At 67.9% G+C, this 18,216-nt stretch carries 18 protein-coding genes; 7 read left to right on the forward strand and 11 right to left on the reverse strand.

Features of this window, described 5'->3' with window-relative positions:
- Positions 1 to 38 precede the first annotated feature (38 nt).
- On the forward strand, positions 39 to 686 hold the full coding sequence (locus BVH73_RS08725) for a TniQ family protein (RefSeq protein ID WP_079417898.1): 648 nt from the start codon (positions 39 to 41) through the stop codon (positions 684 to 686).
- Here the strand turns inward: BVH73_RS08725 and BVH73_RS08730 are convergent.
- Genes BVH73_RS08730 through BVH73_RS08740 form a run of 3 tightly spaced genes read right to left on the reverse strand, consistent with a single transcriptional unit; the run spans position 666 to position 3,786 of the window.
- Positions 666 to 1,241 (reverse strand): TetR/AcrR family transcriptional regulator, encoded by a 576-nt coding sequence (locus BVH73_RS08730; RefSeq protein WP_079417900.1) that lies wholly within the window; start codon positions 1,239 to 1,241, stop codon positions 666 to 668. The genes BVH73_RS08725 and BVH73_RS08730 overlap by 21 nt on opposite strands.
- Complete coding sequence (locus BVH73_RS08735; protein ID WP_079417902.1) at positions 1,238 to 2,830, reverse strand: MFS transporter; 1,593 nt, start codon at positions 2,828 to 2,830, stop codon at positions 1,238 to 1,240. Before BVH73_RS08735 ends, BVH73_RS08730 begins: the two co-directional genes overlap by 4 nt.
- Positions 2,827 to 3,786, reverse strand: a complete 960-nt coding sequence (locus tag BVH73_RS08740) for a ketopantoate reductase family protein (protein WP_245800299.1) — start codon at positions 3,784 to 3,786, stop codon at positions 2,827 to 2,829. Before BVH73_RS08740 ends, BVH73_RS08735 begins: the two co-directional genes overlap by 4 nt.
- Positions 3,787 to 4,964: 1,178 nt before the next feature.
- Between BVH73_RS08740 and BVH73_RS08745 the strand changes: the two genes are divergently transcribed.
- Positions 4,965 to 5,666: a hypothetical protein gene (locus tag BVH73_RS08745; RefSeq protein ID WP_154048459.1), complete on the forward strand. Its 702-nt coding sequence runs from the start codon at positions 4,965 to 4,967 to the stop codon at positions 5,664 to 5,666.
- Positions 5,667 to 5,931: 265 nt separating this feature from the next.
- Positions 5,932 to 6,570 (forward strand): MBL fold metallo-hydrolase, encoded by a 639-nt coding sequence (locus BVH73_RS08750; RefSeq protein ID WP_079417906.1) that lies wholly within the window; start codon positions 5,932 to 5,934, stop codon positions 6,568 to 6,570.
- A gap of 120 nt (positions 6,571 to 6,690) precedes the next feature.
- On the opposite strand, the gene BVH73_RS08755 is transcribed toward BVH73_RS08750, so the two are convergent.
- From BVH73_RS08755 to pyrE, 7 genes are all read right to left on the reverse strand, one after another.
- Positions 6,691 to 7,002, reverse strand: coding sequence for a BON domain-containing protein (locus BVH73_RS08755; RefSeq protein WP_245800300.1), 312 nt, complete (start codon positions 7,000 to 7,002; stop codon positions 6,691 to 6,693).
- Between the two features lie 59 nt (positions 7,003 to 7,061).
- Entirely contained in the window at positions 7,062 to 7,259 is a 198-nt protein-coding gene (locus BVH73_RS08760) for a hypothetical protein (RefSeq protein WP_079417910.1), read from the reverse strand.
- Positions 7,260 to 7,277: 18 nt separating this feature from the next.
- Positions 7,278 to 7,487 (reverse strand): hypothetical protein, encoded by a 210-nt coding sequence (locus BVH73_RS08765; RefSeq protein WP_079417912.1) that lies wholly within the window; start codon positions 7,485 to 7,487, stop codon positions 7,278 to 7,280.
- A gap of 225 nt (positions 7,488 to 7,712) precedes the next feature.
- Positions 7,713 to 9,077, reverse strand: a complete 1,365-nt coding sequence (locus BVH73_RS08770; protein ID WP_079417914.1) for a sigma 54-interacting transcriptional regulator — start codon at positions 9,075 to 9,077, stop codon at positions 7,713 to 7,715.
- Between the two features lie 9 nt (positions 9,078 to 9,086).
- Positions 9,087 to 9,608, reverse strand: coding sequence for a hypothetical protein (locus tag BVH73_RS08775; RefSeq protein ID WP_245800301.1), 522 nt, complete (start codon positions 9,606 to 9,608; stop codon positions 9,087 to 9,089).
- A 2-nt stretch (positions 9,609 to 9,610) separates the two neighbouring features.
- The gene (locus BVH73_RS08780) at positions 9,611 to 11,137 is read right to left on the reverse strand and encodes a sensor histidine kinase (protein WP_245800302.1); all 1,527 of its coding nucleotides are present in this window, start codon (positions 11,135 to 11,137) and stop codon (positions 9,611 to 9,613) included.
- A gap of 17 nt (positions 11,138 to 11,154) precedes the next feature.
- Positions 11,155 to 11,841 (reverse strand): orotate phosphoribosyltransferase, encoded by a 687-nt coding sequence (gene pyrE / locus BVH73_RS08785; RefSeq protein ID WP_079420474.1) that lies wholly within the window; start codon positions 11,839 to 11,841, stop codon positions 11,155 to 11,157.
- Positions 11,842 to 12,168: 327 nt separating this feature from the next.
- On the opposite strand from pyrE, the gene BVH73_RS08790 reads away from it, so the two are divergent.
- From BVH73_RS08790 to ubiM, 4 genes are all read left to right on the forward strand, one after another.
- Complete coding sequence (locus BVH73_RS08790) at positions 12,169 to 13,014, forward strand: 23S rRNA (adenine(2030)-N(6))-methyltransferase RlmJ (RefSeq protein ID WP_079417918.1); 846 nt, start codon at positions 12,169 to 12,171, stop codon at positions 13,012 to 13,014.
- A 197-nt stretch (positions 13,015 to 13,211) separates the two neighbouring features.
- A complete protein-coding gene (locus BVH73_RS08795) occupies positions 13,212 to 13,544 on the forward strand; it encodes a YegP family protein (protein WP_079417920.1) in 333 nt (110 codons plus the stop codon).
- Between the two features lie 118 nt (positions 13,545 to 13,662).
- A complete protein-coding gene (locus tag BVH73_RS08800; RefSeq protein WP_079417922.1) occupies positions 13,663 to 15,066 on the forward strand; it encodes a dihydrolipoyl dehydrogenase in 1,404 nt (467 codons plus the stop codon).
- A gap of 46 nt (positions 15,067 to 15,112) precedes the next feature.
- Positions 15,113 to 16,369, forward strand: coding sequence for a 5-demethoxyubiquinol-8 5-hydroxylase UbiM (gene ubiM / locus BVH73_RS08805; protein WP_079417924.1), 1,257 nt, complete (start codon positions 15,113 to 15,115; stop codon positions 16,367 to 16,369).
- Positions 16,370 to 16,422: 53 nt separating this feature from the next.
- On the opposite strand, the gene cydC is transcribed toward ubiM, so the two are convergent.
- Positions 16,423 to 18,210, reverse strand: coding sequence for a thiol reductant ABC exporter subunit CydC (gene cydC, locus BVH73_RS08810; protein WP_079417926.1), 1,788 nt, complete (start codon positions 18,208 to 18,210; stop codon positions 16,423 to 16,425).
- Positions 18,211 to 18,216 lie beyond the last annotated feature (6 nt).

Consider the following 18,216-nt stretch of genomic DNA (forward strand, 5'->3'; position numbering starts at 1 on the left):
TGTCGACACACAGAAGCAGGCGAGAAGGCGTAACAGTCATGATTCCTAGTTTTCCCGATGGTGCGACCATCGCATCCATCCAGACCGCGTTGGTGGCTCTGGGGCGCTTCAAATCGCTCGACAGCTCTCGCGCCACGATTTACGGGATCCGGGTCGTCCCGGAGAACAAGTTTGGCCTCCTGGCGGAGTTGTTTGCGCAGAACGCCTTGGATGGGGCGGTAACGGGCTCGGATCTGATCGAATGCCATACGGCGTTTCCGATCTACGCGAGCCTGCTCGCAGATGAATCTAAGCATCTATGGAAAGCCGCGCAGTTGGAGGGCCGACCGGGCGCATGGGCGCGTTACTTTCCGGCCATCGTTCACGACGACGTGTTCGCGGGTGCTCCGCGCTGTTGCCCAGCCTGCGTTGAGGCGGACCGCGAGGCGTTCGGCATCGCCTACTGGCGAGTCCAGCACCAGTTGCCTTCGGTCCTCGTGTGCAATGGCCACGGCAACGTCTTGCATGATCACTGCGTCGAATGCGCAAGCACCTATCCATCTGGTGGGCAAGGTCAATTGCCGTCGATGGCCTGCACGCATTGCGGTGGAACACAGTCCGCCGCAATGCGCAAAGTGAAAGATAGCCCCGGCGCCCGCGCGCAGGCCCCTTGTGCTAGTCGGGGTTCAGCTCGAACGCCGCACTGACTCGCCCGCGGCTCGAAGAAAGTCGGCCGAAAGCTCGGGGTCGCGCACCACGCGCGACATGAGCAGTGCGCCGACAAGGGTGGACAAGGTCGCGAGCGCTTGGTCGCGACCGGCTCTGCCGGGAGCGTCGCTCAGCATGCCCTCGATGAGTTCCAGGTAGCCGCGCGCCTCCGTCTCGAAAATGCGCCGCAGATCCGGATCGTCGCGGCGTGCGGCCTCGGCACCGACGGCGACGAAGGCGCAACCGTCGGCCGGATGGTCGCGGTGGTCGGGCGCGAGATAGCCGTTGACGAAGGTCGCCAGCGGGTCTGCGTCGGTTGCGGTCACACGCTCGCGCCACTTCGACTGACCCCGCGCCAGCGCGCTGGCCATGGATTCGCGTACCAGGTCCTCCTTGGAGCCGAATTGCTTGTAGAAGCCTCCGTGGGTAAGCCCGGCGGCGCGCATGACCTCGCCAAGCCCGACGCCGTCGAACCCGCGCTCGCGAAACAGACGCGCTGCACTGGCGACCACCGCGCACCGGTTGCGCTCGGCCTGTTCCCTGCTGACTTTCATGAGTTGCTCCCGGGGTGGTGATGGGTGTGGGGCGACGTGTCCACCGCGCTGATCAAGGCCCAACTGGCCAACGCCGCGACCAGGGCGATGCCGGCGGCGCCGGCCAGCACCGTGGAGAAGCCGCCTGCGAAGCTGTCGCGGGCGATGCGCTGCAGGGTCTGCGCCGCCGACGGTGCCAGCCCAGTCAACATGGGGGCCATATCGCCGGCGACAATGTGCGACACCATCGCGTGCGGGCGCGGCACGCCCGTGCCCGCAGCGGCGATTCCGGCGGCGAATTGCTGCCGCGTCTGGTCGATCAGCACGGCACCCAGCGCGGTGATCCCGGTGACAAGCCCGGTGAAGCGAAGCGTTGCGCCGATGCCAGACGCCATGCCTGCGCGCTCGGGCGGAATCACGCTCATCGACACCTTCGCGGTCTCGCCGTTGAGCAGGCCCGCGCCGCAGCCGGTCAGCGCCATGCCGGCGGCCACCGCGAGGTATCCCGCGTGGTCGAGGACCAGCCAGGCCGTGACGGCATTGCCGGCGGCCGTCACTAGCAGCCCGGCCGTGAGCAGCCCGCGCCCGGAAACGCGCGTGGCCAGCGCGGCGGCCACGCGAGGGAAGATGAACAGCGGTAGCGCGAAGGGCATCATGCGCAGCCCGGCCGCGGCGGCGCCGAAGCCGAAGGCATTCTGCAAGTACAGCGGGAGGTAGGTCAGCATGACCTGCGCAGAAGCCGCGAAGCCCAGCATGGCGATGCTGCTGCCCAGGAAGGTGCGCTGGCGGAACAGCGCGAAGTCGACCATGGGGCGGACCTGGACGAGTTCCGCCACCACGTAGGCGACGAGCAGCGCGGCGCCAAGGGCGAGGCGCGAAAGGGTCGCATGCCCGCCCCAGCCGTCGACGTTTGCGTCGATCATGCCCCAGATCAGCGAGAACAGGCCGCTGCCGAACAGCACCATTCCGGCCAGGTCCATGCGCTGGGCGTCGGGGTCGCTCGACTCCTCGACCGCCGACACGCCGAGCGCCAGCAGGCCCGCGCCGATCGGAACGTTGATGAAAAACACCCAGCGCCAGCCCGCGCTCGCGGTGATGGCACCGCCCACCAGCGGACCGACGGCCACTGCCACGCCGATCACCGTTCCCCAGAAGGCGAAGGCCCTCGCGCGGTTGGCGCCGCGGAATTCGTGGCCAAGCACCGCCAGCGCGGCGCTGAGCTGCAGCGCCGCGCCGACGCCTTGCAACGCGCGTGCCGCGTTCAACGCATCGGCGTTCGGAGCCATGCCGCACAGTAGGGACGCGAACGTGAACAGCGCGAGCCCGAGCAGCAGCAACCGGCGCCTTCCGAAGCGATCAGCCAGCGCGCCCATGGGCATCAAGCACGCCGCGAAGGCCAGGAGGTAGGAGCTGACCACCCACTCGATGTCGGCGAAGGAACTGCCCAGGCCACGCGCGATCGCCGGCAGAGACACGGCGACAACGTTGGCGTCCAGCATGATCATGAAGGAGACGCCCGACACGCACAGCAGTACCCGCGCCGCACGTCCGCCCACCCAGCGCTGGTCCGCTAACGCCCTCGCCGCGGGAGCTTTCGTCTCTTCGTTCATGGCGTCGTCTCCGTCTGAGCCTGCGGCGCTGCGTCCAGCGCGTTCTGGTAGCGCCGCAGATGCACGTACGCGGCGCGCAGCAGAGGGGCGACCAGGCCGGCGCGCTGTGCATGACGATGCAGGTCGCCGAGGATGTTCTCGACCTCCACTGGGCGCTCCTGCTGCAGGTCTCGGTACATCGATGAGGTCAGTGCCGATCCTGCGGCTGTCAGTACTTCACGCGTGGCCTGCAGGAACGACTCGGAGGGAGCATCGCCAACCGCGCGGACCACCGCGGTGACTTCATCGAATAGTCCTTCGGCGAAGTCCTTGCCGCCCGGGCAGGCGACGACCTCGCCGATCGGTCCACGCATCAGGCAGGTGACCCCGCCGAGGCTGGCCAGAAGTATCCATTTCTCCCACATCTCGCGGCGAATGTCCGTGGCCACGCGAGACACGATACCGGTTCCCTGGAGGAAGGCATGCAGTTGGCGAATGCGCTGCGATTCGCCACCTTCGAGTTCGCCATAGGCCATTTCCTGCAGAGGGGTCAACTGGACGATGTCTCCCTCGTCGCTCAGCATGGTCGCCACCCTGAGGGTGCAGCCCACAACCTTGTCGGCGCCGAAGCGCACGCCGATGCGCTCAACGTGCTGCATGCCATTGAGCACCGGCAGGATCATCGTGTCAGGTCCGACGGCTGGCGCCATGTCGTCGAGCGCAGCCTCGAGTTGGTAGCCTTTGATGGCTAGCAACACTGCGTCGAAGGGCCCGGCCAGTGTGTCCGGCCCGACCAGTCTGGGCTCGATCACGGTGTCGCCATGCGGGCTGACGATGCGCAAGCCGCGCTGCCGGAGTTGCCCGGCACGCCCGGGCCGCACCAGGAAGCTGACGTCGCGTCCGATCCCGACCAGGCGCGCCCCCACGTAACCGCCCGTGGATCCCGCGCCCACCACCAGAAGTCGCATCGTGTCCATGTTTGCCTTTGTGAGATCCACGCTTGCATCAAGTGCAAGGCGTGGCTTGTTATATTATTAACATCATATAAAAGATCGAAACTTCGTGTTTGAAGGTTTTTGCTGGCAGCACCAAACAGGCAGTCGACCAGCTTGTGGAGTCAACGCCAGGCCCAAATCCGCTAGTGGGTGTAGCCGTCACGGATCGTGTGCACGGCCTTGCGAATGATCACAAGGCCCGTGCGCCGAAGGGCATTGACGTAGGGGACCGCGTCCCCGCCAGGATTCAGGTCCTTGCTGGCAGACGGCGCTCGATGTCCGCTTTGTCCGAGTTGTCGGTGTCCGGGGTCGGCATTGAGCGACTGGTTTACCCACACATCAGTCATCGGACCTTCGCGAAACCGAGCGGCTGCAGTGCGTCGAGAGCGCCTGTTCGCGGACGCAGAAAGCTGACGCCCGGGACGTTGAGGCCGCGTGCGACCGCTGGCGGCAGCGGAGCGGTCGTGGCCGCAAACCATGCCCATTGGCTGTTCTGGCCGACGAGCTGACGCCAACCGTCCTTCGGCGCTTCTGGGCCGCTAGCTCCCCCCGCGAGGGGAAGTGGCCCTGTCTGTCCTGGCGCGGTTGCCAACGGTTGGGGACCACGTCTGGAAGAGCAGCCCCCGAGACTTCTCACGCAGTCCCCCCTTGAACTTCCAGATCTGCGGACCCCCGCGTCCCACGAGTCCTCGGGCGGGACAGCCTTTAACTGCATCTCCAGGCATCCGTCTTGAGCGTCGCCACCAGCGTCTCCTCGAGCGCCGAGAGCTTGCCCACCTGCTATGCCCGCTCATACCGCAGATCAACCGCCGCCAGCGCCTTCAGCCACTTCTTGACGGTGTTCCTCGACAAACCCGCATTCTCGAGATCTCGCTGATCGAGGCCCTATCGCGCATCTTCATGCGCCTGACCTTGCCAATCATGTCCATAGTGATCATCTCGTTTGTCCCTGCCAAAACATTCAGCAGTCGCGCGATACACCCTGGTCAGTTTTCGGTCGGCGTCAACACCACAGTTGCTTGTTTACGCAACCTAGCAGCGCCGCGTTGGCACGCGACATTGGCCTTGACCTACCGAGTTCGATACCAACCGCGCCAAGCCCGGCTTCACCGGACTCTTGCCTGTGCTGAAGCTCAACAGATGCGATGCCGAGATGGCGCGTGACAGCTGCCCGCCAGCAGATTCCCCGCCTTCTACCGCCCGAGCTTAAGCTGCCCAACGCTACGTTCTCGACGCCCGACAAGCTGAAAGACAAGGTCACGCCCGAGCTGTTGGACTGGGCCGCAGATTATCTGGCGATCAGCCGGTCGTGGCTCGACGGTGTGGATGACATGCCCCACCTGATGGCAAACCACTACAAGGCTCCCGCGCGCTACCGCGACTGGCTCGCCAAACGGCTTGAAGCGGCGCCCGATGTGTCTCGCCATCTCAATGTCTGGAAAACTTGGGGGCAGGACATCCCAAGTGGCCACGGGCCGTTCTGTGTGATCTACGAGGAGGTTGCGGACGGCCTGGACGGTGCGGAGTTCTCCCGCTACTGGTTGTTGTCCGATCACTGGATTCTTGAGCACACACCCTGCCTTGAAAACCTGCTTGCGGTGATTGCGGTCGACGGTTCATTGGGCGTGTCGGTTTTTGGCATCGATATACCGCTGACCCAGCTCCAGCAGCTGGAGGCCGGCAAGATGTTCATTCCCGACGTCGCGAAACACGCTCAAGGCAAGTGGTACCCGGAAGATCTGGTGAAGCCCTTGCCCGGGAAAGACTCGGAATGGCGCCAAGCCCTCTGGGCGGGCGCTCAAGTCTATCTTAACTGGGAACAGCAAATCGAGGGTGCTCAGAGCCACGCATCCGGGCACTGATGAGCTTGACGACCTCTGCCTTGAGCATTGCGGCCGCCGCTAGGGGGCAGCTAACCGCGCTTTGGCCGAAATGCTGACGCCGGGCTCGGTATGGATAACGGATGGAACGCTCGAGCAAAAGTCCTTCAAGTGCTTTGATTTTTTTATTGAGCGATTGACTGCATTTTGAGACTATGTTTCCCAGTTTCGATATCGTCTCGCTCTGAATTTTGAAAGTTTGTTTAGTCTTTTGAGACTTTGTTTTCCAGTCCCTCTCGAGTTCCTCATGCTCCACTACCGCATCCTCCCGGTCACCGCCTTTGCGCAAAACGCTTGCCTGTTGTGGGATGACGCCACCCATGAGGCGGTCTTGACCGATCCGGGCGGCGAGCCCGATCGGTTGATGCAGGCGGTACGCGACGCAGGGGTGACGCTGCGCGAGATCTGGCTCACCCACGCCCATATCGATCACGCCGGGGCCGCGGCCGAGTTGGCCCAGAGCGCGGGCGTGCCCATCGTCGGGCCGCATCCGGCCGATCAGTATTGGATTGACGCCTTGCCGCAACAGGCACAGAGGTTCGGCTTTCCGCCCGCGCGGTCGTTCACCCCTGACCGCTGGCTGGCCGATGGCGACACCTTGCAGCTCGGCTCGCTGGCCTTCACCGTGCGCCACTGTCCCGGCCACACGCCGGGCCATGTGGTGTTTCACCAGCCTGAGGCGAGGCGTTGCTGGGTGGGGGACGTGCTCTTTGCCGGGTCCATCGGCCGCACCGACTTTCCCGGCGGCAATCATCAGCAGCTCATTGACAGCATCACCGGCAAGTTATGGCCCATGGGAGACGACACGGTGTTCATACCCGGTCACGGCCCGGAGTCGACCTTCGGCGAAGAGCGGCGCACCAATCCCTTCGTGGGCGGCACCTGACCGAACCCGCCGAAGAAAAGCGCCGCAGCCCGAGGGCTGCGGCGAAACACCCTCCCGAACCCATCGGGGGACAAGGCTGGGAGTGCGAGGAGCGCGGATCGGCGCGAGGGGACGGCTGTATCAGTGAGGCCTTGCCTGCGAGGTGTGCGAGGGCGTTGCCGCCCTTTGCGCATGGCAACTGCGCCAGTCGCTGCACACCGCGTGTACGCCGTCGGTGGTGAATACCAGCCATTCCGCGTGCGCCCGCAGCCGCGCATCGCGCAGCGAGCCACAGAGGCGGACCAGGCCGTGCTGCACATGAATCTGGATGTCCAGCCAGCGCAGCGAGGTCTGGCTCAGGCGCTCCATGACCTGGGCGTGCAGCCGCCGGTCGGCCTCCTGCGGGTTTGGGGCGGCAGCGCGGGGCGTCGTGTCGGGTGGGGATGAAGGCATCGGCATGATCGTGTTGTGCTGGGCATGGGGAAAAGGCGGCCTCTGGCGAGGCGTTCGGCTCAATGCAGCAGGGTGTGCAGGGTTACCGCGGTCAGAAGGCCGGTGGCGAACGCATCGCCGAGGGCGCGGCCGCCCGGGCGGCTGGTCTGCACCCGCTTGCGGCCGGTCCAGGCCCGTGCGCAGCTTGCTGCGATGATCGGTAGGCAGCGGTCCACAGAGCATGCGCAGAGCATGGCGGGCCAGTCGACGCGAAACATCTCGGACGCCTGCGGATTTCAGTGTGCGGTCAGGCGCGGTAGCGTCAGCGGCAGCGCCGCCTGGTCATCGAACGGCTGCCCCGTGCCTTCGCCCGCGCGGCGCTGCGGTGATGGCGGCTCCGGCGGCCGCAGTTGCGCGGCGAGAACGTGCAGTTGATGCTGCATGGCCAGAAGCTGCGCCATGCGTTGCTCGGGGTGGAAGGCGGCGGTAGGCGGCGTAGGGGGCATGGGGTTCTCCAGTCGGTGCCGACCGCGACGGCCATCGGCCCGTCATCCATTGCAATGCGCGTGCCACGCCGTCCGCGCCCACGGAGAACGAGCGCAGAAGCAGCTTCGACGGCGATCCAGAGCTTCGGTTCGGGGCAAAACTGTCGGGCCCTGGCGACGGATTCTGCCGACGCATCGCGGACGCCTGATTTCACGGCGCTTTTTTGTCGCCGCGCGGCGACGCCCTTAAGGTGGCGTGTCTTCGGCGGCGGCCTTGAAGACGGCTGGGTCGAGATGGTGTTTGCCGAGCAGGCGGTAGAACTCGGTGCGGTTGCGCTGCGCCAGCCGCGCGGCCTGCGCCACATTGCCCTGGCTCATCTTGAGCAACTGGGCCAGATAGTCTCGCTCGAACTGCTCCCGCGCTTCGGCGAAGGGCAGCAGGGTGGTGGGTTTGAGGCGCAGCGCCCGGGCCACCGAACTGGCCGGTATGCGGCTGGTGGTGCTCAGGGCGCAGCATTGTTCGACCACGTTCATGAGCTGGCGCACATTGCCGGGCCAGTCTTGTTGTTGCAGCAGGTCGAGCGCGTCGGGCGTGAAGCCGGTGATGCGGCGGTGCAGTCGCGGCGTGAGCGTCTGCAGCGCGTGCCGCGCCAACATGGCGATGTCTTCGCGGCGTTCGCGCAGGGGCGGCAGGTGCAGGCTGACGACGTTGAGGCGGTAGTACAGATCGTCGCGGAATTGCCCCTCGACGATGGCGGCATCCAGATCGCGGTGGGTTGCGGAAATGACGCGCACGTCCACGTCCACGGCCTGCGCCGCGCCGAGCGGGCGGACCTGGCGCTCCTGCAGCACGCGCAGCAGCTTGACCTGCAAGGGCAGCGGCATATCGCCGATCTCGTCGAGAAACAGCGAGCCGCCGTGGGCCTGCTGGAACAGACCGGTCTGCGCCTGGCTGGCGCCGGTGAAGGAGCCCTTGGCGTGGCCGAACAGCTCCGATTCGAGCAGGGTCTCGGGGATGGCCGCGCAGTTGATGGCGACGAACGGCCCGCCCTGCCTGGGGCTGGCGCGGTGCACGGCACGGGCCAGCATTTCCTTGCCGGTGCCCGATTCGCCGCGGATGAGCACGCTGGCCTCGCTGCGAGCCACCAGCCCCGCCTCGGACAGCAGCGCGTGCATGCGCGGGCTGGCGGTGAGGATGTCGGCCCGCCAGGCTTCGTCCTTGGGCGAGGGTTTGGCGGTCTGCGACGGCTGCAGCGCGACGGCGCGCGCCAGCAGGTCAAGCAGCTCGCGCGCCTCGAAGGGCTTGGTGAGAAAGCCGAACACGCCGCGCTGCGTCGCGTCCACCGCGTCGGGAATGGTGCCGTGCGCGGTGAGGATGATGACGGGCAGCGCGGGGTCTTTCGCGCGGATGTGCTCGAACAGCGACAGACCGTCCATGCCGTCCATGCGCAGATCGGTGATGACGGCGGCGGGGCGGCTGGCCGCCAGCGCGCCCAGCGCCTCGGCGCCGCTGGCGGCCAGCAGCGGCGTGTAGCCGGCCGACCGCAGGCGGATGGCCAGAAGCTGGCGCAGATCGGGGTCGTCATCGACCAGAAGAATGGTGGCGGGCATGGGGTCGCGCTAGCGGGTGCGGTTCTGCAGCTGGGTCTCCAGCGATTTGATCTGATCGATCTGCTTTTGCAGCGTCTGGGCGCTCTTCTGCGCCTGCTGCAAGGCGAGCTGCTGGGCGCAGCTGCGTTGCAGCAGGGCGATGAAGTGGCGCGCCTGGACATCGGAGGCGCGCGCCTGCAGACCTTCAAGCAAATTCTGTGCAAGTTCGGCGTCGCCCGCCTCGCCGCGCGCCAGCAGCAGCATGGCGAGCTGAACCTGCTCGGTCGGTGCGCGGCGTTTGCCCAGCGCGAGCAAGCGCGCGGCCTGGCTCTGGAGCGCCGGGCCCGCGGTCTGCGGGGTGTCGCGCAACAGCCGATTCACGGCGGCCTCGTCGAGACGGTCGGTCTGCGGCGCGCTGGCCGGGGCAGCGGGCACTGCGGGCGGCGAGGCGATAGGCGGCAGGTCGGCGCACGACGACAGCGCCAGCGGCAGCGCGAGACACAGCACCGCCGGAACGAGGCGGACATGGCGGGACAGGATGAGGCGAGACACGATCATGTGGAAAAAGAGGTGGGTCGGTCGGGTAGAAAGACGCGGAAAACCGCGCCAGGGCCCGATCGGGGCTGAAGTTCGAGGGTGCCGCCATGCATCTGCGCGTACTGCCGGGCCAGGGCCAGGCCCAGCCCGGTGCCGCGCAGCGCGCTGGCCGGCTGGTTGCGGCCCTGAAAGAACGGCTGAAACAAGCGGGCGTGATCTTCCGGCGCCACGCCGGGCCCCTGGTCGCAGACGCGGATCTCGATGCCGCCGGGCACAGGCGCCGCCTCAAACCCGATCTGGCCGCCCTGCGGACTGAAACGGATGGCGTTGATGAGCAGATTCTCGAACAGACTCTCCAGTTTGGCACGGTCGCCCTGAAGCTGCAGCGTCGAGCCGCCGCAGCTCACCTGCACGGCGCGCGCCCGCAGGGCCAGGTGATTGCGGCGGAGCAGCCCGGCGAGCAGTCGGCGCAGCTTCACCGTGGTGATCTGCAGCGGCTCGGGGTGATGCAGGGCACTGTCGTAATGGATGAGGCTGTCGATGCGCTGGTGCAGGTCGCGCACATTGCCGCGCATGATGCGGGCGATCGACTGCTGCTCGGCGTTGAGCGGTCCGCACACGCCTTCGGCCAGCAGATCCACGCCCTCCTTCATCGAGGCCAGCGGGGTCTTGAGCTCGTGCGAGACATGCCGCAGCAACTGGGCTTTCTGCGCCTCCAGATCGGCCAGCCTGCGGCGCAGCCAGTCGAGCTGCACGCCCAGATCGACCAGGTCGCGCGGCCCCGAGACGCCCGGCGCCGGGCCGAGCTGGCCTTCGCCCAGGCGTTGAATGGCGTACTTGATCTGTCGCAGCGGACGACCGAGCAGCCACGAAAACAGCAGCGCCAGGCACACCGACAGACTCACGCTGGCGAGCGTCAGCCACCCGAGCACCGACCACAAGCGGCCGGAGACCTGCCGCAGACGCTCTTCCTGCTGATCGACCAGATCGTTGCTGTGTCCGATCAGGCTGTCGGCGGCGTGGCGCATGGCGTCGAACTGCGGGTTCAGCGCGTTGAACACCTTGGTGCCGTCCTGGCCCCGGCCCGGCGCCATCACACCGGCATACAGCGACGCTTCCAGCCGGCCCAGGATCTGCAGCGTGTGCAGCTGCTCGGGCGGCAGGGGCATGGCCTGCAACTGCTCGGCATCGTGCGCAAAGGCTTCGTGCGCCTGCTCCACGCCGCGGCACAGCGCAGCGTCCTGCAGCACCAGACACTGGCCGCTGGCCCGTTGCAGATTGTCGATGTCCTGCGCGAGCTGGCGCGAATTGCGCGTGAGCTGCACCGCCACCGCCACCGAATGACGCGCCTGCGTGGCCACATGGTCGAACAGATAGGCCGTGACCGACAGCCCGATCACCAGCGGCAGCCCCACCAGCGCGAAGCTCCATAGCAGCAGCGCCGAAAAGGAGATGCCGAACCGCGCGCGCAGGTTGAACATGCCCACGGACCTGCCGCTGCGGGGCGGGTCGGCGAGTCGACCCTGGGGGCGCTCAAGGGCCATGACCGGACCCGTCGGGTTCAGACCCCGTAGGTGTCGCGGTACTGCTGCACCGCAGGCCGCCAGCGCGCCAGTTCGGCGTGGCCGCTGTCGGCCAGATAGGCGAGCAGACTGTCGAGATTGGCGATGGAAATGACCGGCAGGCCGTACGCCTGGCTGACATGCTGCACGGCGGAGACGTCGAGCGTGCGGCCCTGAATCGCGGCCTTCTCCTGGCGGTCGAGCGCGATGAGCACGGCGGCGGGTTCGGCCCCGGCCGCGCGGATCAGCCGGACCGATTCGCCCGTGGCGGTGCCTGCGGAAATCACGTCATCGACGATGACCACCCGCCCGCGGATGGGCGCGCCCACGGTGGTGCCGCCTTCGCCGTGATCTTTGGCCTCCTTGCGGTTATAGGCGAAGCCCACACTGCGCCCCAGCCGCGCCAGCTCCACCGCGACCACGGCGCCCAGCGGAATGCCCTTGTAGGCCGGGCCGAACAGTATGTCGAACGCCACGCCGCTGTCGAGCAGGGCGCGGGCGTAGAACTGCGCCAGCCGCGCCAGCATGGCGCCATCGTTGAACAGCCCGGCGTTGAAGAAATAGGGCGATTGCCGCCCCGCCTTGGTGGTGAAGTCGCCGAAGGCGATCACGCCGCTGTCAACGGCGAAGCGGATGAAGTCGAGCGCGTTCTGCGCGGCGGCTGAGGAGGGGGTGCTGGAGGACATGATGGGATGGCGGCACAAGGTGGGGCGGCGTGGCACGGGGCGCTGCCGTTTCAGGTCGGCATTGTGCCGCAGGCCCTCCCCACCCCAGCCCTCCCCACGCGTGGGGAGGGTGCAAAACAGAGCCTCCTCCACGGCGTGGGGGGCTGCGAGGGGCTTACGCAGATCGCGCGCAGCGCAGTTTTCTCCTCCCCCACGGCGTGGGGGAGGTTGGGAGGGGGCGCAGGCATGCAGCGCGGCCCATGCCCCGTTCCTCCTTCTCCATGGCGGATCGATCGGCGATTGGCGCCCGACCGACTCCCAGGGCGCGGCAGCGGCTACAGTGCAGCCATGCTCGCCTACCGACACGCCTTTCATGCCGGCAACCATGCCGACGTGCTCAAACATCTGGTGCTGGTGCAGGTGCTTCGGCACATGAACCGCAAAGACAAGCCCTATTGGGTGATCGACACCCACGCCGGCGCCGGCGGCTATGCCCTGCACGAGGTGGCGGCGCAGAAAAATGCCGAATATGCCAACGGCATCGAGCGATTGTGGCGCTGCGAAAATCCTCCAGAAGCGGTTGCCGACTACCTGGCGCAGATCCGCGCCTTCAATACCAGCGGTGCTCTGCTCTATTACCCCGGCTCCCCGGCCATCGCCCACCAGCTCATGCGCGAACAGGACAAGCTGCGCCTGTTCGAGCTGCACCCCAGCGATCATCGCGTGCTCGACGCCACGTTCGGCAGCCAGCCGGGCGTGCAGGTGCGGTGCGCCGATGGCTTTGTCGCGCTCAAGAGTCTGCTGCCGCCCCAGGATCGTCGCGCCGTCGTGCTGCTCGACCCGTCCTACGAGCTGAAGACCGACTACGCCGCGCTGCGCAACACCCTGAGCGATGCGCTGCAGCGCTTCGCCGTGGGCACCTATGCGGTGTGGTACCCGGTGCTGCAGCGGCGCGAGTCGCATCTGCTGCCGCAGCAGCTGCGCCGCATCGCGGGCCAGGCCGACTGGCTCGACGTGCGCATGCAGGTGTGCGAACCCGACGCCAGCGGCTTCGGTCTGCTGGGCAGTGGCATGTTTCTCGTCAACCCGCCCTGGACGCTGCACGACACCCTGCGCGAGGTGCTGCCCTGGCTCACCGGGATGCTCGGCCAGTTCAAGGGCGCGCATTTCTCCCTGGAGCAACAGGCCGCATAAGCCCCGCTCAGCCCCCCAATGGGGGGGCGAACGGGGCCCCGATCTGTCAACTATTGTCAAAAGCAGGCCGGGGAATCTTGCATTTGCCCCAGAACCCGCCGACCATTCGGAGCGTGTGGGCATCTTCGCTTTCACCTGTCCCTCTTTGGCGTGCGGAACATCGCTCCGCATCGTTCGACCTTCTTCAGGAGTCTTCCATGGCAGTCAGCTTCGAATTGCGCAAAAGCGAAAAAGGCCAGTTCCACTTCTCGCTCAAGAATGCAGACGGTTCCACCTTGCTCGGCAGCGAGCAGTACGAGAGCAAGGCGTCCGCCGAGAACGGCATCGCCTCGGTGAAGAAGAACAGCGTGCTGCCCGAGCGCTTCGACAAGCAGGTCGCCAGCGATGGGCGGGCGTACTTCACGCTGAAGGCGGCCAATCATCAGATCGTGGGCACCAGCCCCATGTTCGGAACCGCCGACAAGCGCGACGCCGCGCTCGGCCTGGTCCATGCGGAAGCCGAGCATGCGGTGGTGCACGACCACACCTGAGTCCCGCGAGGGCCGGGCCGCTCCGTCCGGTCGAAAGAGCCGGGCTTGACCCTGCCCAAACCCGGCGTGGAGGGCCGTCGATAGACTTGCACGAGTTGTCCTTCACCGGAGTTCTTCCGTGCGTCATGTTCGTATTGCCATTCTGGGCGCAGGCACAGCCGGCCTGACCGCGCTGTCGCAGGTGCGCAAGCACACCGACGATTTCGTCATCATCAACCACGGCCCCTACGGCACGACCTGCGCGCGCGTGGGCTGCATGCCGTCCAAGGCGCTGATCCAGGCGGCCGACGACTTTCACCGCGGCAGCCAGCTCGCCACCCTGGGCATCCGGGGCGGCGAGGGCCTGCGGGTCGATCTGCCCGCCGTGCTGCAGCGGGTGCGCGACTATCGCGATGCCCGGGTGGCCGGGGTGCTCGGCTCCACCAGCAGCCTGCAGCCCGCGCAGAACATCGCTGGCCGCGCCCGGCTGGAGGGGCCGGGCCGCGTGATCGTCACCCATGCCGACGGCCGCGAGGAGGTCGTCACGGCCGACCGCGTCCTCATCGCCACGGGCACGCGGCCGGTCGTGCCCGCGGCGTGGCGGGCGTTCGGTGATCGCATCCTCACCACGGACGACTTGTTCGAGCGCGCCGATCTGCCGCGCCGCATCGCCGTGGTCGGGCTGGGCGTCATCGGTCTCGAACTGGGGCAGGCGCTGGCGCGGCTGGGGCTCGAGGTCCAGGGCTTCGAGCTGCGCGAAAGCCTCGGCCCCTTGACCGATCCCGCGGTGCAGGCCGAGGCGCAGCGCCGCATCGGCGCCGAATTGCCGCTGCACCTGGGGCGCGCCGTCGAACTGCGCGAAGGCCCGGGAGGTGCGCTGACAGTCGACCATGGCGGCACGCAAATCGAGGTCGACGCGGTGCTGGCGGCCATGGGACGGCGCCCCAACACCGACGGTCTCGGGCTGGACACCCTGGGCGTGCCGCTCGACCCGCGCGGCCTGCCCGCCTTCGATCGCAACACCCTGCAGATCGGCGACCTGCCGGTCTATTTCACCGGCGATGTGAACGGCGAATTGCAGGTGCTGCACGAAGCCTCCGACGAAGGCTTCATCGCGGCCTTCAACGCCCTGCACGGCCCCGCGCGCTTTCAGCGCCGTGTGCCGCTGGCCATCGCCTTCACCGATCCGCAGATCGCCGTGGTCGGGCAATCCTGGCAAGCCTTGCAGGGCAGATCGTTCGCCACCGGGGGGTTCAACTTCGCGCAGCAGGCCCGGGCCATGGCCATGCTGCGGGCGGCGGGCCAACTGCATGTGTATGCCGAGCCCGGCAGCGGGCGTCTGCTCGGCGCGGAGATGTGCGTGCCCGGTGCCGAGCATCTGGGGCATCTGCTGGCGCTGGCCCTGCAACGCGGCATGACCGTGGCCGAACTGCTCACCCTGCCCTTCTACCACCCGGTGCTCGAAGAGGGTTTGCGCGCCGCGCTGCGGGTGCTGGCGCGCGCGGTGTATGGTGAGGCTCCGCTGGAAATGGCCCGGCTGTGATGAGCGGGCCCTTCCCCGGTTTGTTCAATGTGTACGGAACCCAGACATGACGTTCGATCTCGCCATCATCGGTGCCGGCCCGGCCGGTCTGTCCATGGCCCGGGCGCTGGCCGGCAGCGGCCTGCGCATCGCCCTCATCGAGCAGCAAGGCGCGGCCGCGCTGGCCGATCCACCCTTCGACGGGCGGGAAATCGCGCTGAGCCTGCGCACCCTGAGCACCTTGCGCGCCTCGGGGGTGTTCGACCACGTGCCGACGGATCAGGTCTTCCCGCTCGAACACGCCGTGGTGCTCAACGGCAACGATCCGCGGCCCATGCGCGTCTCGCCGCTGCGCGGCAAGCAGGCGCTGGGCGCACTGGTGCCCAACCAGCAGATCCGCCGTGCCCTGTGGGACGCGGTGCAGGGGCAGCAGGGGCTGACGCTGTTCGACCGCAACCGCGTGGGGGCCATCCAGACCGATGCCCAGGGCGTGGAGGTCGAGCTGCTGCCGGTGGCCGATGCCGCGACGCCGGGGCAGCCCGCGGGCGGCGGCGCCGACATCGCGCCGCTGTCGCTGCGCGCCCGCATGCTGATCGCCGCCGACAGCCGGTTCTCCGAAACCCGCCGCAAGATGGGCATCGGCGCCGACTCGCACGACTTCGGCAAGACCATGCTGGTGTGCCGCATGCACCATGAGCAGCCGCATCATCACACCGCATGGGAATGGTTCGGCTTCGGCCAGACCGTGGCGCTGCTGCCCTTGTCCGAACACCTTTCGTCGGTGGTGCTGACGCTGCCGCCGCACGAGATGCAGGCCTTGCTGGCCTTGTCGGATGCCGATTTCGAGCACGACATTACCCGCCGCTATCAGGGGCGGCTGGGCACGATGACGCGCGCGGGCAGCCGTCACGCCTATCCGCTGATCGGGGTCTATGCGCAGCGCTTCGTCGCCCCGCGTTTCGCCCTGATCGGCGACGCCGCGGTGGGCATGCACCCGGTCACCGCGCACGGTTTCAACTTCGGCCTGCACGGCGTCGATCTGCTGTCGCGGGAGATTCTGGCGGCCACGCGCGCGGGCACCGACATCGCCGCGCCCGAGCGCCTGCACCGATTCGAGGCCGCGCACCGGCGTGCCACGCGCCCGCTCTACCTGGCCACCCAGGCCATCGCCACGCTCTACACCGACGATCGCGGCCCCGCCCGTCTGGTGCGCCGACTGGTGCTCGATGCCTCCAGCCGCATCGGCCCCTTGCGCCTGGCCATCGCCACGGCCCTGAGCGAAGACGGGCTCAGCCTGCGCGGTCTGCTGCCCCGGCTGGGTTGATCCTCAAAACCTGAGCCCGGACGGCGCCGCGCGCGCCGCTGCAAATCCGCCGCCTACAGCGCGTCGTGCAGGGCGCGGAAAGCGCCCCGGGGCTGCGCCAGCAGTTCGGCCGGGGTGCCCGCTTCGACCACGCGCCCTGCCTCCATCACCAGCACCCGGTCGACGGCCGCGGGCAGCGCGGCGAGGCGATGGGTGATGAGCAGCACGGTGCGCCCCGCCATCAAGGAGGCGATGTCGCGCAGCAGATCGCGTTCGGTCAGCGCGTCCAGGCCTTCGGTCGGCTCGTCGAGGATGAGCAGCGGCGCGTTGCGCAGCAGCGCGCGAGCAATGGCCACGCGCCGGGCCTGTCCGCCCGACAGGCGCATGCCGGCCTCGCCCACCCAGGTCTCGTAGCCCTCGGGCAGCGCGGTGATGAAGTCGTGCAGTTGCGCGGCCTTGCAGGCGGCGATGATCTCGTCGGGCGTGGCGTCGGGCCTGGCCAGCATGAGGTTGTCGCGCAGGGTGGTGTTGAACAGATAGGTGTCCTGCGACACCACGGCGATGTGGGCGCGCAGCGCGTCGCCGGGCCATGCGCGCAGATCATGACCGCCGATGCTCACGCGGCCTTCCTGATAGTCCCAGAAGCGCAGCAGCGCCTGCACCAGCGTGCTCTTGCCCGCGCCGCTGGGGCCGACCAGGGCGACGCGCTCGCCCGGCCGCAGCCGCAGGCTCAGGCCGTCGAGCGCCCAGGCCGCATCGGACGCGGCGCCGGGATAGCGAAGGCGCAGGCCGTCGACTTCGAGATCGGCGCCGGCCCAGGACGGGGCGGTCAGATCGGCAGGCTCCTCGATCTGCGGTCTGGCGTCGAGAACGACGAACACCCGCCGCGCGGCGGCCAGCGTCTCGCCCAGCATCTGCAGCGCCAGCGGCAGCGGCATCACCGCCTCGAAGCTGGCGAGGACGAACAGCGCCAGCATGGGCAGCTGCGCCGGGGCGAGGTGGCTGGCGCTCACCAGCGGAATGGCCAGCAGCAGGGTGCACAACATCGCCAGATTCGCCGCCAGGCCGAGCAGCCCCTGCGACAGGCCGGTGGCGCGGCTGAGCTGGCGCTGTTCGGCGATCATGGCGTCGGTCACCGCGCCGATGCGCTGCGCCTGTTGCGCCGTGCCGCCATACAGCCGCAGCTCGCCCAGGCCCTGCAGGCCGTCGACCACGGCGCTGCGCAGCTCGGCGCGCTGCTCCACCAGCCGTCGGCCCGGGCCATGTCCCAGGCGGAAGGTGAGCAGCGGCACCGCGACGCCGGCCAGCAGCAGGAAGATCAGCGTGGACGCGGCCACCCGCGGGCTGAAAAGCGCCATCATCGCCAGAATGAGCCCGCCGCCGATCAGCGCCACGCCCACCGGCACCAGCACCCGCAGGTAGAGGTGGTTGAGCGCGTCGATGTCGTTGAGGATGCGGCTGCTCAGATCGGCGCTGCGCAGCTCCTGCAGCCGGGCTGGCGCCAGCGGTTCGAGCCGCCGGTAGAACCACACGCGCAGCGCCTGCAGCAGCCGGAAGGTGGCCTCGTGGGTGACCAGGCGCTCGATGTAGCGCCCGGCGGTGCGGGCGATGGCCATGCCGCGGATGAAGGCGGCCGGGGTGAAGTAATCCATGGCCGCGCCCACCAGCCCGACCAGCGCCATCTGGGCGATGAACCAGCCCGAAGTCGCCATCAGCGCCACATTGGCCAGCAGGGTGAGCAGCGCGGCGAGGGCGCCCCCCAGCATCCAGGCGCGATACGGCCGGAACAGGGCGACGAGACGCCGCAGATCGGCCCTGGCCTGGGGCAGATCGAAGTCGGGCGGCAGCGGATTCCAGTTCATCGCCAC

Source organism: Thiomonas intermedia (assembly GCF_002028405.1).
Classification (GTDB): domain Bacteria; phylum Pseudomonadota; class Gammaproteobacteria; order Burkholderiales; family Burkholderiaceae_C; genus Thiomonas; species Thiomonas intermedia.